The organism is Donghicola tyrosinivorans (assembly GCF_003003355.1).
Lineage (GTDB): Bacteria > Pseudomonadota > Alphaproteobacteria > Rhodobacterales > Rhodobacteraceae > Donghicola > Donghicola tyrosinivorans.
In genome coordinates, this window is record NZ_PVTQ01000013.1 from 1 (window position 1) to 16,559 (window position 16,559).

Here is a 16,559-nt window from a genome sequence, read left to right on the forward strand (position 1 = left end):
GGCGAGAGCGCGATTGCCATGTGTGCGGCGGGCACCATGCCGGGGGCGCTGAAGCTGCTGTGGCAGCCCTCTCAGGGCGGGTACCACATGGAATATGGGTATTCGTGCATGGGCTATGAGGTTGCGGGCGCTATGGGCCTGAAGCTGGCGCGGCCCGAGCGCGAGGTGATCTGCTTTGTGGGCGATGGCAGCTACATGATGGCGAACGCCGAGCTGGCCACGGCGGTGATGCGGCGCATTCCCTTCACCGTGGTGCTGACCGACAACCGTGGCTACGGCTGCATTAACCGGCTGCAGACCATGGGCTGTGGCGGTGAGCCCTTCAACAACATGTATGTGGATTGCAATGTCGAGGTGCAGCCCGAGATCGACTATGTGGCGCACGCCGCCTCGATGGGTGCCTATGCGGTGAAGGCATCGGGGACGGACGCGCTGGAGGCCGAGATTGCGGCGGCCCGCGAGCGGAACATCCCGACGGTGATCGTGATCGAGACGGTGGCCAAGGACTTCCCCGGCACCGGTCTGGAGACGACGGCGGGCAGCCACGGATTCTTCTGGGATGTGGCGGTGCCGCAGGTGAGCGCACGCGAGAAGCAGCGCGCCCGCTATGCCGACTACATCACCCAGATCACCCGCCAGACCGGCATGAACTGACACGAAACAGCAGGACAGGCGGGGCTCTGCCCCGCACCCCGAGGTATTGACCCCCAAAATGAAGGGGGGTGAGAGGATTTGAGATGGCTGACCTACTGAAGAAACCCTTTGGCACCCACGGTAAGGTGCATCAGATCACACCGGAAAGCGCCGGTTGGCGCTATGTGGGGTTCTCGCTCTACCGGCTAAGGGCGGGTGAGACGGTGGCCGAGGCGACAGGTGATCGTGAGGTCATTCTGGTGATGGTCGAAGGAAAGGCCAGCTTCAACGCAGCCGGTCAGGACTGGGGTGTTTTGGGCGAGCGGATGAGCGTCTTTGAAAAGACCCCGCCCCATTGCCTTTATGTGCCGAATGGTCAGGATTGGACCGCTGAGGCGACCACCGATTGCACCATTGCGGTATGCTCGGCCCCGGGCGTGGGCGGTCACGCGGCGCGGCGGATTGGGCCGGACGGGATCACCTTGACCCAGCGCGGTGAGGGGGTAAACACCCGCTTTATCAATAACATCGCGATGGAGAATGAGGACTATTGCGATAGCCTTCTCGTGACCGAGGTCTTCACACCTGCGGGGCACTGGTCGTCTTTCCCAAGCCATCGTCACGACGAAGATGATTTCCCGCGCATCACCTATCTGGAAGAGACCTATTATCACCGTCTGAACCCTGCGGACGGCTTTGGCATTCAGCGGGTCTACACCGACGATGGCCAACTGGATGAGACGATGGCTGTTAAGGATGGCGATGTGGTCTGCGTGCCCCGTGGCCACCACCCCTGCGGTGCGCCCTACGGGTTCGAGATGTACTACCTCAACGTCATGGCGGGCCCCCTGCGCAAGTGGCGCTTTGTCCCCGCGCCTGAAGTCGAGCATATGTTTTGATCCAGCGCGCGCTGAACCAAAAGACCTGTGCAGAACTGCCGTTTGAAGCATTCTTGCAGGTTGCAAAAGACGCTGGATGCATTGGGGTTGAGCCGCGCAATGATCTAGGGCGGCCGTTCTTTGACGGGATTGCGCCGAGCGAGGCCGCATCCATTGTGCAGCGCTATGGGTTGCGGCTGTTTGGATTGTCTGAAGTTTACGGGTTCAACGTCTGGGACGATGAGCGGGCGGCGCAGATTGCAGTGTTGCTTGATACTGCTGAAGCCAGTGGGGCTGAGACAGTCAGTCTGATCCCTTGTGTGGACGACCGTCAGGTAATGACCTTGGTCGATGTGCTGCGCGAGTTGGTGCCGATGTTCAAAGGGCGCTCGGTCGTGCCGCTGATTGAACCGATTGGCTTCGCAAGTTCATCAATTCGCTGCAAAGCGCCTTTGGTAAGGGCGATTGATATGGTCGATCCGGATCTGTTCCGAATGGTCCATGACACCTTTCAGCACTGCATTTCGGGCGAGACTGAACTGTTCCCTGAACTGACCGGACTGCTGCATATCTCGGGCATTTCTGATCCCGTTGTGACGCTGGACCATCAACAAGACGCGCATCGAATTTGGGTGGATGCGGATGATCGTTGTGGGAATATCGCGCAGATCGCCGCGCTACTTGATGGCGGCTATCGGGGCGGCGTGTCGTTTGAATGCACCGCACCTGGAAATTTCGGGGCGGACGGGCTGGCTAAGATGCAGGCCTCTTTCGCCTGTATCGAAGCAGCGCTGGCGTAATCGGCGCTTGGGCAAGGGCAGTCAACGCTGCCCCTGCCCCGCAAGGCCTTAACGTTTTGCCATGTAGGTGGCGGGGTTCATGGTGGTGATACGCACACTGGCGTGGCTGCTGGCGGCCTTTGACAGCAAGGTTTGCAAGGCCTCGGCCACGTCTTGCAAGACCTCTGGTCCTCGGCTTTCTTTTCCCAGAACCCGCAGATCGCCGTTTACCTTGATCTGGTCTGGAAGGCCGAACACGGGTGTGATGGTGAGCGAGGCAAACTCTTGCCCCACGGCCAGTTTCTCGCACAGCATCTGGCGGATGGCGGGGAGGGCCTCGGTCAGATCCTCTTGGCAGGCTGGCCAGATGTCCTGATGGACGGTGATTGAAAGCAGCGGCATCCTCTTACCCCTCCGCAACCATGACGAAATCGAAGGGAGAGCGCCATTCGGTGTCGCCTTTGATGTGTTCGAACGGGGCGACCAGCGTTTCCTTGACGCCGAACACGGTGTCGTCGGTGAGATAGGGATCATCGCCCACGAAGGTGTGGGTCACGATGGTTTTAAAGCCCGGAGCGGTGACCATGAAATGCATATGCGCGGGGCGGTAGGGGTGACGTCCCAATGATCCCAGCATCTTGCCCACGGGGCCATCGTCGGGGATCGGGTAAGAGACTGGCTTGATCCCGACGAACTCGTACGCACCATCAGACTTGGTCATAAAGCGGCCGCGGTTGTTCCACTTGGGCTGTATGTCGGGCTGTTGCACGTCATAGAAACCGTCGGAATTATCTGACCAGACATCAACGCAAGCGCCCTCGATCGCTTCGCCATGGACGTCAATGACGCGGCCCACAAAGCGGCAGCTCTCGCCTTTGCCATCCAGTGAGATACAGTCCCCCATCTGCCGGATCGGCGCGTCAGCCACGTGGAAGGGGCCGAAGACTGTGTTCTCGGTCGCGCCAGCCGGGCGGCGGTTGTTGATGGCGTCCACCAGCATCGAGAACCCCAGAACATCCGACAGCAGGATGAATTCCTGACGCTCGCCGCTGCAAATCTGGCCGGTCTTGGTCAGGAACTCGATCCCGAATTCCCATTCTTCCTGCGTCAGTTCGATCTCTTTGGCGAAGGCGTGCAGGTGCTTGACCAGCGCGGCCATGACGGTAGCCAAACGCGGGTTGATCTCGGCCCCCATGCGGGCGTTCACGGCCTGAACCGAGCCCTCTTCGGAGAAGTATTTGGTCATTGGATATCCTTTCAATTCAGTCGGATAGAATGGGGTCAGGGGCGGCGGGGCGCGGGATGGCGCAGCGAGAGCAGGTCTATTCCCGTGCGGGCGCTGAACATCCCCCACAGTCCCTTGCGGGCGAACAGCATCACGCTGATGCCGATCAGACCCAGAACAATCAGGTAGACGGTGCCGTAATCGGCCAGCGTCCGTTGCAGTGCGTAAAAGACGATCACGCCGACGATGGGACCGGGCAGCGTGCCGATGCCGCCGATCACTGTGATAAAGATCACAAAGGCCGTCCAATCCACCACCGAGAAGGCCGCATCGGGCGTCACCCGTGTGATCTGGATGAACAGCAGTGCGCCGCAGATGCCGGTGCCAAAGGCGCAAAGGACAAAGACCAGCGCCTTCAGGCGAGTGGGGTCTACGCCCACGGACTTGGCGGCCTCGGCATTGTCGCGGATCGCTTGCAGGCCAAGCCCCATGCGCGAGCGCAAGAACATGTAGCCCGCCAGCAAGGTTGCCGCCGCCAAAGCAAGTGCCAGCCAGTAGGTCAGCGCATCCGCCGCCGCGCTGGACGACCCATCGATCAGGTCTTTGATCACATCGACGCCGAACATGTCTTTGGTGGTGCCTTTGGGCAGAGAGGTGCCGGTGCCGCCGCCAAGGGCTTTCCACTGGGCGACCAGCAGGCGCACGGTCTCGGACGCGACCCACGTTCCGATGGCGAAATAGGCGCCGTTCAGGCGAAAGGCAAAGAAGGCCACGGGGATCGACAGGGCCATTGCCACAATGCCGCCCACCACGATCCCGATCAGCGGGTCCAGTCCCCAAAGGATCACGGCGGCGAACATGCCGTAGGCGCCGATGCCCACAAAGGCCTGTTGGCCGACCGAGACAAGGCCCGCAAAGCCTGCCAGCATGTTCCAGTTCAGGGCCAGCACCAGCATGGTTAGCACCATGAACAGGTCTTGCACCATCGCACGGCTGCCGATCACTGGCACAAGCGCCAGCCCGATCAGGGCGATCAAAGCCACGATCTTGGTGGCCGAGGATTTCATCGAAGGTGTCATCAGTGTTCCTCAGTCATTGGCGCGGGGGAAAAGGCCGCGCGGACGCACCAGCAGCACTAGGATAAAGGCGATGTGGCCGGACAGGATCTGCCATTCAGGGTTCACCGCCGCGCCCAAGGCCTGCGCGACGCCGATGACTATACCGCCTGCAAGCGTGCCCCATAGGGACCCAAGGCCGCCGATAATCACCGCCTCAAACGCGTAGATCAGGCGGGCGGGGCCGATGGTTGGGTCAAAGTTGGCTCGCATCCCCAAGTACAGCGCGGCGATGGTGGCTACGACCATGGCGACGCCGGTGGCGATGGCAAAGACATTGCGCGGGCGGATGCCCATTAGTCCTGCGGTCACCGCATCATCCGAGGTGGCGCGAAAGGCGCGGCCCAGTCGGGTGCGATAGAACAGCTGGTTCAGGGCGAAGATCACCAGAATGGCCGAGATCAGCGTCAGCAGCGGCATCACTCCTACCGTCACGGGGCCAAGGGGTAGCGATGCGGCCTCGATCGGGCCAGCGGATAGCTTCTGGCTGTCGGCAGAGAACCCTTCCAGTAGCCCGTTCTGGATCACGACCGAAAGACCAAAGGTCACCAGCAGCGGCGGTAGGATATCGTCACCAAGCACGCGGTTCAGCACATAGGTTTGCAGCAGCCACCCTGCCCCGAACATCACCGGCATCGCCAGCAAAGCGCCAAGAAAGGGGTTAAGCCCCAAGGCCGAGACGATCGTCAGGATCAGGAACGCCGCCAGCACGATCAGATCGCCGTGGGCCAGATTGACCAGCCGCATGATGCCAAAGACCAGCGACAGACCGGCGGCAAACAGGGCATAGAGCCCTCCCAGCAGGATGCCTTGCACAATAGTATCCAGCCAGATCATGCACTTACTCCGAAATAGGCGTCGTGGATGGCGTCGCGGGACAGCGCGTCCGGTGCGCCCGAAAGGGTCACGCGGCCCTCCATCATGCAGCAGACGTGATCGGCGATTTTCAAGGCTTGGCCGATGTCCTGTTCCACCACGATCACCGAGGCCCCGCTTTCGCGGATTTTCGGGAAAGAGGCGTAGATGTCGCGGATCACAACAGGGGCGAGGCCCAGTGAAATCTCGTCACACAGCAGCACATCGGGGTTCGACATCAGCGCGCGGCCAATGGCCACCATCTGCTGTTGCCCGCCCGAAAGAGCCGTGCCGGGGTTGTGGCGACGCTCGGCCAGAATGGGGAAGAGGTCGTAGATCCCGTCCAGCGTCCAATAGCGGCTGCCCGTACGCACGTGGGCGCCGATCAACAGGTTCTCCTCGACCGACAGGGACGGAAACAACCGCCGCCCTTCGGGCACCATGGAAATGCCAGCCTCTAGCACCTCTGGCGCAGACAGATGCCCGATGGGTTGGCCGTTCAGACGGATCGCATCGCGCGGGCTAGGCAGAATGCCGGTGATCGCCCGCATCAGGGTGGATTTCCCCGCCCCGTTCGCGCCGATAATCGCCAGCGCCTGCCCCTGTTGCAGGGCCAGATCAACGCCGAACAGTGCTTGGAAATCGCCATAGTAGGCGGTCAGGTTTTCAATGGATAAAACGGGTCCGGTCATACTTCGATCCCCAGATAGATTTCTTTGACCTGAGGCGAGTCCATCACCTCGGCCGGATCGCCGATCATCAGCATCTTGCCGAAATTCAGCACCATAAGCCGTTCCACCACCGAGGTCAGCGCGTGCAGCACATGCTCGATCCAGATGATCGAGGTGCCGCTGGCGTGGATGGATTTGATTGTCTGGATCAGTGACACGCATTCGCCTTCGGTCAGCCCGCCTGCGATCTCGTCCAGCAGGATAACCTTGGGCGAGGTTGCCATGGCGCGGGCCAGCTCCAGCCGTTTGCGTTGCAGCAGCGACAGACTGCCCGAGGTCGCATCCGCCACGCCCGCAAGGCCGGTCTGGTCCAGAATATCCATGCAGAAATCATCCGCCGCATGGCCATGATGCCCGCCGCCGAAATTCGCCGCGACCAGCAGGTTTTCAAAGACCGACAGATGGGTGAAGGGCTGCGGGATCTGGAAGGACCGGCCCACACCGGCCTGAACGCGGCTCATGGCGGGTTTGCGGGTCATGTCCACGCCATCCAGATAGACCGCCCCTTCGTCGGGGGCGATGTTGCCGGTGATCAGGTTGAACAGGGTCGATTTACCGGCCCCGTTCGGCCCGATGATGCCAAGCGCCTCGCCCTTGGCGACCTCAAAGGACACGCTGTCGGTGACCTTGAGCATGCCAAAAGACTTCGACACGTTGTCGAGTTTCAGAAGGGACATCTGTTGCCTCACTAGATCGGTGCGCCAGCGGGATGGAGGCCCGCTGACGCGGTGCCTCAGGACAGGGTTTCCAATTCGCCTGTCAGAGGGATTTCGGGGGCAAGGCCGTTCTCGACGATCACCAGATCGAAGGAGCCATCGTCCTGCATCCGCCACTGGCCACCCACCAGCGGGGTTTTTGAGATGTTTTTCTGCGCAAAGGGCGGAACGTTGTCGCGGTTCCACTCGATCTTGCCCACGGCGGTATCAAGGCTGGTGGCCCCGATCAGTTCGGCCATTTCATCGCCGTCCGTGGGGTCTTCGGCGCGTTTGATTGCATCCAGCGCCACTTCGAACAGGGCATGGACAAAGCCCAAAGGCATGGTCCATTGGCGCTTGGCGTAGTCCTCAAACTCGCCCGCCAGATCGGCGCAGCTTTGGCCCGTCAGGCTGGATGTGTAGGGATGGTTCGGCGACCACCAGACCTCGCATGTCATGTTGTGGCCTAGCTCGCCTAAGGCGGCGACACTTTCAGGGAACAGCAGTGCCTTCGCGACCGAGACCATCTTGGGGTTGAAGCCCTGCTGCTTGGCTTGCGTCCAGAAGGTGGTGAAATCCGGCGGGATCGGAATGCCGACCATGATATCCGCCTCTGCCTGTTTGAAGGCATTGATCTGTGCGCTGAAATCGTCGGTCAGGTTCTGATAGCGGCCCGGATCGGTCAGCTTGTAGCCCGCCGCCGCTAGCGCAGGCGGCATGCCCACGTCGGATGCCCATGCGTTGCCGTCCCCGTCATTGGGCCACAGCGCCCCGACGGATTTGTTGCTGTCGAACTTGTCCCACATGTTCATGAACACGCCGACGTTGTCCTCAAGCCCCCAGAAGAAGTGATGCACATAGTCGAACGCCTGCCATGAGGCCGGATCGGCAGGGTTGCCCTGCTGGCCGATGAACCACGGCTGCCACGGCGCCACGGACGAGATCACGGGGATCTCTTCAGCCTCGGCGATGGTGCAGACGGGGTTGGTGGTCTCGGGCGTTGAGGCGACGCAGATCAAGTGCACCTCATCGCGCACGATCAATTCGCGGGCCACTTCGGCGGCGCGGTTGGGGTTCGATTGGCTATCCTTGGCGATGACCTCAACCGAGATACCTTCGGCGGCGGCTGCCTTGATGAAGTTCTCGATCACATAAGCATCGGCCTGCGCAAAGGCCGACAGCGGACCCGATTGCGGGCTGACGTAGCCGATCTTGATGGTTGTGCCTTTGGCGAAGGCGGGCAGCGCGATGGCGCTGGCCGTGACTGCCGCCCCTGTTTTCAGGAATGAACGTCGTGAAAGCATCTTTCTCCTCCCTAAGATGACTTTTCGTTATGTTTTGAGTGGGCCTATTCTGGCGCGGCCCCTTCCCATGCGCGGCCCAGAAGGGCGCGGATGGCGTCCCGTTCCACGGGGCGCGGATTCCAGTAAGGGTTCTTGACCGCCAGATCGGCGGCACGGTCCAGATCGGCCTTTGCAAGGCCCAAATCTTTCAGGGTCATCGGCGCGCCAAGGTCCTTGGCGAACTGCCACAGGCCCGCGCCGATATCGCCACCGAAAAGGTCCGCTAAAGGTTTCATCGCCTCGGCTGCTGCGCCCGCGTTGAAAGCTGCGGTATGGGGCAACATGACCGAGTGGGTCTCGGCGTGGGGCAGATCGAACGAGCCTCCAAGCGTGTGGCAAAGTTTGTGATGCAGGGCCATGCCGACCGATCCCAGCACCGTCCCGCACAGCCACGCGCCGTAGAGCGCATCGTTGCGGGCGGCGCTGTTTCGCGGGTCGGCCACGATCTGTGGCAGGGCATCGCGCAGGGCGCGCACGCCTTCGATCGCCATCTGGCTGGCCACGGGATTGCGGTCCTGCGCATAGACCCCCTCAACCGCATGGGACATAGCATTAAGACCTGAAGTCACTGACATTGCTACAGGAAGTCCGCGTGTCAGGTCCGGATCGTAGATCACGGTTTCGGGCAGAATGGACGCGGCACGAACAGTGGTTTTCACCCCGTTCTCGGTCTGCCCCAAGATGGGCGTTACCTCGGACCCTGCATAGGTGGTTGCGATCACCAGCTGCGGGCAGTCGTTCCGGTAGGCAATCGCCTTGCCAAGCCCGATGGTCGAGCCGCCCCCCAGCGCGACAACCCCATCGGCACCGAGTTCGGTGTAAACGGCCATCGCTTTTTCGGTGACTTCAACTGGTGTGTGCATGGCCGCATCGCTGAAAACGCCAGCGGCCTTGTCGCCCAGTTCAGCGGCCAATGCCTGCGCGTCCGCCTTCTGGTATGGGGTGGACAAAACCAAGGCGCGGTTCACGCCAAGGGCCGCCAATTCATCTGCCACTTTTGCCCGCGTGCCGGACCCGAAAACGATCCGTGCGGGGTTCAATGTACAAGTAAAATCCAATGGACGTGCCATAGATGCTCCCGTTTTCCCTGCGCGGAAAGATGCGTCAGGGACTCCTCTTGGATTGGACGTTAGCCCCCGAAATTGGGGGAATGGATCGCAAGCGGCGCAGATTACATAACCGGATGTTATCTTGCGCCGCTTGTCTTACGCGGGCCGATTGGGGCTGCCCGCGGGAGGGATCATTCCGCAGCCACAGGCGCGGTGACGTGCAGGCGGTCCATGATCGCGGTGAATTTAGAGCGCAGCGCCTGCGCCGAATTGGCCGTCAAAGCCACATAGAAATCGGGACGGATCAGGACGTAGCGGGCATCAATGTCTTTCAACCACGCGTCAAAGGTGCCCTCGGCATCCACTACATCGCCCGAGGTCCCAGCAGGGCTGATCTGGACGGTGATCCCTTCCAGATGCTGCAATTGGGCCAGTTGTTCAGGCTCTAGCGCCTGCGCCGGATCGGCGTCATACCCCAGCAGCACCCAGCCTTGGCCGACGATCTGGTCAAACCGATCGCGATGTCCGCTAGATTCCACGATCCCCTGCACCGAGAGTTCGCCTGCGTGGGTACTATCAACATCCCAAACCCCCTGCCCCAAGCGGCAAATATCTGTGGGCACGGGCGCGTTGTCCCGTTCGGCCAGCGCCTTGATCATCGCGGCGTCACGCTCGGCGGCGGCGGCCTCATCGGCGATACAGATGATCTGGCCAAGCTCTTGGCTGAAGTTGATGTAGTGCTTGGCGTGCTCGATCCGCTCAGAGGTGTAGCTGTCCAGCACATCCATCGACAACTTGCCCTCAAGGATGCCGTTCAGACGCCACGCCATCGCCACCGCATCACGGACCCCGGCGCACATCCCCTCCCCCGCGAAGGGAGGCATTAAGTGCGCCGCATCGCCGCCGATCAGGCAGCGGCCCTTGTTCCACGCTTTGGCCCAACGGGCCTGAAAGCGGTAGACGGCGGCCCGTTCCAACTCGGCGTTGTCGGGGGTCAGGCCCCACGGTTCCAGCAATTTCCACGCGCTATCAGGCTTTTGCATCTCTGCCGCGTCTTCGGTGGGCAGCACCATAAACTCCCACCGGCGGCGATCAGGACCACCTGCAACGGGGCCGGGGCCGCCGGGTACCACGGTTGTCGGACGCTTGGGATCGCACAGCTGCCATTGGGCGGGCTGATCGGGACGCGAGGCCACATAGTCAAAGTTCGGGATCATATCGAGGATCAACCAGTCAAAGAAATAACCCTTGTCCTCATTCTCGATCCCCAGCGTTTCGCGGACAAAGCTGTTGGCCCCGTCGGTCCCCGCCACGAACCGCGCCCGCAGGGTGATACGTTCACCATCGGGGCCGAATTCTTCGGGGTTTTGCTTGATCGACAGGGTCACGCCGTCCGCGTCTTGCTCTAGCGCGTTGCCCTCATAACCGCGCAGAATGGTGACGGTTGGCAGTTCGGCGGCAATGGCCAGAAAGCGACGCTCAAGATAGGGCTGGTTGAACCAATAGCGCACCCGCCAACCGGACGCTGACTGGCTTTGCCAATCCACGATTTGCAGGTTCTGCCCGTCGCGATTTCGCCAGTAGTACAGCTCGTCATGGTAGTTGATCGCCTCATCGGTCTCCGAGTTGATCCCGAGGGTCGCCAGAATACGCGCAATCTCGTGGTCAAAGGTCACCGCGCGGGGCAGCGGGTAATGCTTGGACCAACGCTCGATCAGGGTCACTTTCTTGCCCCGCTGACCCAGAAGAATGGCCAGCAACGTGCCCACAGGGCCCGCGCCAACAATGGCAACATCGGTATCGAAACCGACCGGATTGGTCGATGCAGTCATGGTGTTCTCCTCCCTAGCGTCAGGCCTGCGCGCCTCCTGCGCTGGCCTGCTGTCCCCCCGGGCTTTCCGGTGCTGCTCTAAGGCTGTTCTAAAAATGAATGTTCGTCAACTTTGAAAATGCGTCATTTGTAGAGCGCGAAGTTTGGGCCTTATGGGATTGATCCCTTTGGGTTTTTCACGGTTTCACGATGCTGCGGGCTTAGGGTGCCGCGCTGCGGCGCAAGTTGAATGACAACCCAAAACTGAATAAGACTCAGGTTCGAATCCCCTCAGGAGCCCCCATGCCCGAACCCAAACCCGAAGGTCGCGTCGCCCGCAGACAGCGCCGGAACCGCGCCGCTTTGATCCGTTCTGCGCGGGATGTGATGGCCGAAAAGGGTGTGGATGCCGCCACGATGTTAGAGATCGCCGAGCGTGCCGATGTTGGCGCGGGGACGGTCTATAACTACTTCGGGTCGAAGGATGAGTTGGCCGTCGCGGTGCTGGAAACCCTGATGCACGAACTGGCGGTGCGGATCGAAAAGGTCACCGACACCTTTGAAGACCCCGCGCAGGTCTACGCGTTTGGTATTCGCCGCGTGTTGGACACCGCCACCACCGACCCCAGATGGGAGCAGATGCTGCACCGGTCCGAGGTCATTGCAGACGCGATTTTCCGTACGATGGGGCCGTTTGCGATCCGCGATTTGCGCTTGGCCTCAACCGCGAACCGGTTTCGGGTGTCGAACCCTGAACTGGTCTGGCGCATGACGACCCACACGATCATCGGTGCCAGTCTTGCCATCACTAAGGGAGAGGTTCCGGCCGCCGCCAAGAACCAGATTGTGGCGCGGATGCTGTGTATGACGGGGCTGGATCTGGATGCGGCGTCTGAACTGGCCGCCCGCCCCCTGCCCGATCTGCCCCCCTACATCGAGGGCGAATGATCAGGCACGGCCTTTGGCGATGCGGGCCTCATTCGCCATACGGCATTCCAGATTTTCGCACTGTCCTTCAAGGAAGGTGATGAAGGTTTTCAGCATGGGCGACAGTGCCTCTCCCTTGCGGGTCAGCACGCCTAATTTGCGGTCCGGATGGGCCACTTTTATTGGCAATGACACGATCTGCCCCGCCCCTTTCATCAGGTAGACCACCGAATAGGGCAACACCGTCAGGCAGTCCGTGCGGATCAGAAACGACTGGATTGAGGCCAGCGTGCCGCCCGAAAAGGTAAACCGAAAATTCTCGGACCCGATCGAGGTGATCGCCCCCTTCAAATCGCGGAACAACGGGCTATCGGCGGGCGGCGCTACCCATGAGTAGGCATCAATTTCCTGCAGCGTTATCGGCCCCTTACGAGTCATCGGATGGCCCGCGCGGCAAGCAATCACGTTGCGCCCCGGGATCAGCGGGCGAAAATCACAATCCACCGGTATCTGGTCTTCGCGCATGGGCAGGATCGCCATATCCAACATCTTGTTGCGCAGCTTGCCCAGAAGGCTGTCAAAGTAGCCATAGCTCTGGTCGAACTGCACCCCCTCGGCCCGTTCCTGAAAGTCCGCCAGCATGTGCGAGATCACCCCGTCCATGAAAATCGGCGTCCCGCCAATGCGGATGTGGCCCGCGTAGCCCTTGGTGAAGTTCTGGGCCAGCGTCTGCGCCTCGCGGTTCAGGGCGTAGATGCGCATGCCGATCTCGGACAGCATCCGCCCGAAATGGGTGGGTTGCAGGGGGCGGCGGCCGGGCTCGAACAGGGGCATGCCAAGACGCTTTTCCAGATTGGAAATGGTGCGCGAGACCGATGGCTGGGACTTGCCCAACGCCTCGGCGCCCTCGGTCAAGCCGCCCTTCTCGACGATCATCGCAAGAATTTCGAGATGTTCACTATCTAACTTCATAACAAAACGCGATGTTATTCGCGGCTCTTTGGAAAACCAGCCCATTTTCTGACCGCTAATGTCCCTTTGAGCAAGGATTTTCCTCTGTTCCTGTCCGGAGAGGAGACCGGCTAGGGGAGGATCCAAAGAATTCATACCATGATGGTATATAGGGAGGACTTTATGGCAGATATTTCAACCGATGTGCTGATCATCGGCACCGGCCCTGCGGGCTCGGCCACGGCGGCGTTGCTGTCCAGTTATGGCATCGAAAACATGGTGGTGAACCGTTACCGCTGGCTGGCGAACACGCCCCGCGCGCATATCACCAACCAGCGCACGATGGAGGTGCTGCGTGATCTGGGCCGCGACGTTGAGGATGAGGCTTATATGCACGCCACCCATCAGGACCTGATGGGCGAGAACGTGTTTTGCGAAAGCCTTGCGGGCGAAGAAATCGGGCGGATGAAGGCGTGGGGCAACCACCCCCTGTCGAAGGCCGAGCACGAAATGTCCTCGCCCTGCCATATGAACGACCTGCCCCAGACCTTTATGGAGCCGCTTCTGTTCAAGACCGCCTGTTCGCGCGGCACGCAAGCGCGGATGTCCACGGAATATCTGCGCCACGAGCAGGACGCCGACGGGGTGACAACCACCTGCCTTGATCGCTTGACCGGCAAGGAATTCACCATCCGATCAAAGTATCTGGTTGGGGCTGACGGGGGCAAATCCTTGGTGGCCGAACATGCGGGACTGCCATTTGAGGGCCAGATGGCCGTTGGCGGGTCAATGAACATCCTCTTCCGGGCTGATCTGTCGAAATACGTCGCCCATCGGCCGTCGGTTCTGTACTGGGTCATGCAGCCCGGCGCGGATGTTGGCGGGATCGGTATGGGTTTGGTCCGCATGGTGCGCCCGTGGAACGAATGGCTGATCGTTTGGGGCTATGACATTAACGGACCAGAGCCGGAGGTCACCGAAGAGTTCGCCACTGGCGTCGCCCGTCAATTGATCGGCGATCCCGAGTTGGAGATCGAGCTGATCAGCGCCAACACTTGGACCGTGAACAACTATTACGCCACGCGGACCTCTGAGGGTCGGGTGTTCTGTATGGGGGATGCGATCCACCGGCATCCACCCTCAAACGGGTTGGGGTCGAATACGTCCATCCAAGATGCGTTCAATCTGGCGTGGAAGCTGTCGATGGTGCTGAAAGGTCAGGCCGGCGCGCGTCTGCTGGACAGCTATGACGCCGAGCGCGCGCCCGTGGCCAAACAGATCGTCACCCGCGCCAACCAGTCCATCGCCGAGACCGGCCCGATCTTTGAAGCCTTGGGCATGGGCGAAGGGGTTGATCCGGTTCAGATGCAAAAGAACCTTGAAGCCCGTTGCGATGGCAACCCTGCCGCCGAAAAGCAGCGCGAGGCAATTCGCAAGGCGATTGCCTTTAAGAAATATGAATTCGACGCCCATGGGGTCGAGATGAACCAGCGCTATATCTCGGACGCTATTGTCTCGGACGGGCAGATCGAGCCCGCGATGGAGCTGGACCCCGACATGCACTACCAGCCCACAACTTGGCCCGGTGCCCGTCTGCCTCATGCGTGGGTCTATGAGGCTGGTGGGGCTGAGGTGTCCTCGTTGGATCTTTGCGGCCACGGGCAGTTTACGGTTTTGACCGGTCTTGGCGGCGAGGCATGGGCCAAGGCCGCTGCTGCAGTGGCCAAGCGTTTGGGGATCGAGATCACCACCCGCATCATCGGCCCCCGTCAGGCCCATCTGGACCACAGTGGCGATTGGGCGCGAGCCAGTGAGATCACCGACAGCGGCTGCTTGCTGGTTCGGCCTGATCACCATGTGGCTTGGCGATGCGCCAAGATGGCGAAAGAGCCGGAAGCCGAATTGTCGCGGGTCTTTGAGGCGGTGTTGGGGCGCTGATACCCGCGCGCTGGACGGGTTTCGGCCTAAGCGGGGCTCTGCCCCGCACCCCGAGGTATTTTTGCCAAGATGAAAGCAGGGCGCTTTTGGTGTTCGGGGGTGTTCGGAAAAGAAAAAGGCGACACACAAGGGAGGAGGAGATGTGTGCCGCCTGAATTTTCAAGACAACGTCAGGGAGGAGGAGAGACGCTGTCTACTTGTTCAATATGACGTGTCCGTTGGATCCGGACAATATCAAATGCTGCAATGCAGCTATGCACATGCAGAAACCCTTATCCAATGGATTGAGGAACGTTCGCGTGGCGAACCGGTGCTATCTTGCGATGTGAACTCTGCATTATGGAGCAGTATCCTGATCCGCAGAGGCATGTTCGAGCGATACAGAACGGTGACCTACGAGCCTGCGAGAGTGATCGAAAAACTATCGATATCCGCGATCACGGGCATCAATTCAGTAAAGATCTTATATCCTAAAGTATTACTTATCTGCAAAGTTGTGCTTGAGGCGCTTCTTTTAGAGAGAGTTATAGTATTTTAAATCAACCTGTTAACTGTCTCCTCAATGCTGAGGTTCAAAAATCGAAAGCATGTTATTGCATTTTTGCTATCTTATGGATGTACAGAGTACCCGTTAGGGGTGCTGACCGTTTCGCGCCACAGAAGTTAAGGGATAGATATTCAAATTTGGATATAGGATGGCGCGATGCTTGTTTCCCAACGAGTGCTTTCGACAGTAGTTGGTTTATCTCACCGTTTGTTCACATTGCTTGTGAGCACACTACTCATGTTCGCAGTCTGGACAGGAAACGCTGCGGCCCAATCGTGTAATGGCGCCGCAGAGCTCTGGTTTTTGAACGATGAATCCACCAGCGTTGATTCAACTGAATTTTCGCAAGCGCAGTCATTTCTGAATCTGGTCGCGGGGAATTTCACTTTTGACGCGACTACGGGCCTGCGTGGGGCGCTGGTTGCTTGGGGGACAAATCCTGTCTCCGTCAGTGGATTGACTGCGAACTTTCCTTCGGTTGCGAGCGGCTATTCGCGTGCCACAAGCGGAACCCAATACACCAATCCCGGTGCGGCGATGTCTTATGTTGAAGATGCGCTGACCAACTATGGCAGCAGCCAATATCAGAGCGATGGCGGTGCGGCAGCGCGTGCAAATACGGCTTCGGTCGTTGTATTGCTGACAGATGCGGACGGGATCAACGGCAATGGTGGCGGGGTCGGCGGCATCCGTGACGCCTCTACTTTTTCGTCAAGTGCTGCCAATATTCGTGCGGCAGGCCATGAAGTTGTTCTTATGGTGATTGGCGAGGCCGCGACGCGCTATTCTGGCTCGGACACTGCTTTTCAGACGCTGATCGACGGGGTTGCTGGGAGTTCCAGCAATGTCTTTGTTGGTTCGACCTATGCGGATATCGCGGACCCGAGCAAAAACTACATCAGTGGCCTGACGGCAAAGGTCTGTGCAGCGGTTACGACAGTGGCGGCAGCGTCCTCTAACCCTCAACTGACGGTCACCAAAACGGTAGACGAGACCGCTTTGGCCGATGGTGCCGCAGCGGGCGATGTGCTGAGCTACACGGTTAGCGTTGCGAATACCGGTAACGTGACCCTTTATGATCTG

Annotated in this window: 16 protein-coding genes; 6 read left to right on the forward strand and 10 right to left on the reverse strand. The window is 60.0% G+C overall.

Features of this window, described 5'->3' with window-relative positions:
- The 3 genes from CLV74_RS16255 to CLV74_RS16265 form a co-directional block, all read left to right on the forward strand.
- Positions 1-654 (forward strand): thiamine pyrophosphate-dependent enzyme (locus CLV74_RS16255; protein WP_245888573.1); only part of this gene is annotated, 654 nt, incomplete at its 5' end.
- 83 nt (positions 655-737) lie between these two features.
- The gene (gene iolB, locus CLV74_RS16260) at positions 738-1,532 is read left to right on the forward strand and encodes a 5-deoxy-glucuronate isomerase (RefSeq protein ID WP_106266853.1); all 795 of its coding nucleotides are present in this window, start codon (positions 738-740) and stop codon (positions 1,530-1,532) included.
- On the forward strand, positions 1,529-2,311 hold the full coding sequence (locus CLV74_RS16265) for a TIM barrel protein (RefSeq protein ID WP_106266855.1): 783 nt from the start codon (positions 1,529-1,531) through the stop codon (positions 2,309-2,311). Before iolB ends, CLV74_RS16265 begins: the two co-directional genes overlap by 4 nt.
- A gap of 48 nt (positions 2,312-2,359) precedes the next feature.
- Here CLV74_RS16265 and CLV74_RS16270 read toward each other — a convergent pair whose 3' ends face one another.
- The 9 genes from CLV74_RS16270 to mhpA all read right to left on the reverse strand — a co-directional run bounded on the left by CLV74_RS16270 (position 2,360) and on the right by mhpA (position 11,135).
- Positions 2,360-2,692, reverse strand: coding sequence for a hypothetical protein (locus tag CLV74_RS16270; protein ID WP_106266857.1), 333 nt, complete (start codon positions 2,690-2,692; stop codon positions 2,360-2,362).
- A 4-nt stretch (positions 2,693-2,696) separates the two neighbouring features.
- Entirely contained in the window at positions 2,697-3,536 is an 840-nt protein-coding gene (locus CLV74_RS16275; RefSeq protein ID WP_106266859.1) for a dioxygenase family protein, read from the reverse strand.
- 35 nt (positions 3,537-3,571) lie between these two features.
- Positions 3,572-4,594 carry a branched-chain amino acid ABC transporter permease gene (locus CLV74_RS16280; RefSeq protein ID WP_106266861.1) on the reverse strand — a complete coding sequence of 341 codons (1,023 nt, stop codon included), beginning with the start codon at positions 4,592-4,594 and terminating at the stop codon, positions 3,572-3,574.
- Positions 4,595-4,603: 9 nt separating this feature from the next.
- Positions 4,604-5,467, reverse strand: a complete 864-nt coding sequence (locus CLV74_RS16285) for a branched-chain amino acid ABC transporter permease (protein WP_106266863.1) — start codon at positions 5,465-5,467, stop codon at positions 4,604-4,606.
- Positions 5,464-6,177: an ABC transporter ATP-binding protein gene (locus CLV74_RS16290; protein ID WP_106266865.1), complete on the reverse strand. Its 714-nt coding sequence runs from the start codon at positions 6,175-6,177 to the stop codon at positions 5,464-5,466. The genes CLV74_RS16285 and CLV74_RS16290 overlap by 4 nt, the downstream gene beginning before the upstream one ends.
- Positions 6,174-6,893: an ABC transporter ATP-binding protein gene (locus CLV74_RS16295; protein ID WP_106266867.1), complete on the reverse strand. Its 720-nt coding sequence runs from the start codon at positions 6,891-6,893 to the stop codon at positions 6,174-6,176. Before CLV74_RS16295 ends, CLV74_RS16290 begins: the two co-directional genes overlap by 4 nt.
- A 56-nt stretch (positions 6,894-6,949) precedes the next feature.
- Entirely contained in the window at positions 6,950-8,215 is a 1,266-nt protein-coding gene (locus CLV74_RS16300; RefSeq protein WP_106266869.1) for an ABC transporter substrate-binding protein, read from the reverse strand.
- Positions 8,216-8,259: 44 nt separating this feature from the next.
- A complete protein-coding gene (locus CLV74_RS16305) occupies positions 8,260-9,324 on the reverse strand; it encodes a maleylacetate reductase (protein WP_106266872.1) in 1,065 nt (354 codons plus the stop codon).
- 170 nt (positions 9,325-9,494) lie between these two features.
- Entirely contained in the window at positions 9,495-11,135 is a 1,641-nt protein-coding gene (gene mhpA / locus CLV74_RS16310; protein ID WP_106266874.1) for a bifunctional 3-(3-hydroxy-phenyl)propionate/3-hydroxycinnamic acid hydroxylase MhpA, read from the reverse strand.
- Between the two features lie 281 nt (positions 11,136-11,416).
- Here mhpA and CLV74_RS16315 point away from each other — a divergent pair, with 281 nt between their 5' ends.
- Positions 11,417-12,061: a TetR/AcrR family transcriptional regulator gene (locus CLV74_RS16315; protein WP_106266876.1), complete on the forward strand. Its 645-nt coding sequence runs from the start codon at positions 11,417-11,419 to the stop codon at positions 12,059-12,061.
- Here the strand turns inward: CLV74_RS16315 and CLV74_RS16320 are convergent, their stop codons facing one another.
- Entirely contained in the window at positions 12,062-13,012 is a 951-nt protein-coding gene (locus CLV74_RS16320) for a LysR family transcriptional regulator (protein WP_106266878.1), read from the reverse strand.
- Positions 13,013-13,174: 162 nt separating this feature from the next.
- Between CLV74_RS16320 and CLV74_RS16325 the strand changes: the two genes are divergently transcribed.
- A complete protein-coding gene (locus tag CLV74_RS16325) occupies positions 13,175-14,929 on the forward strand; it encodes an FAD-dependent oxidoreductase (RefSeq protein ID WP_106266880.1) in 1,755 nt (584 codons plus the stop codon).
- A 703-nt stretch (positions 14,930-15,632) separates the two neighbouring features.
- Positions 15,633-16,559, forward strand: a 927-nt coding sequence (locus CLV74_RS22880) for a VWA domain-containing protein (protein WP_170108087.1), incomplete at its 3' end; no start/stop codon positions are given.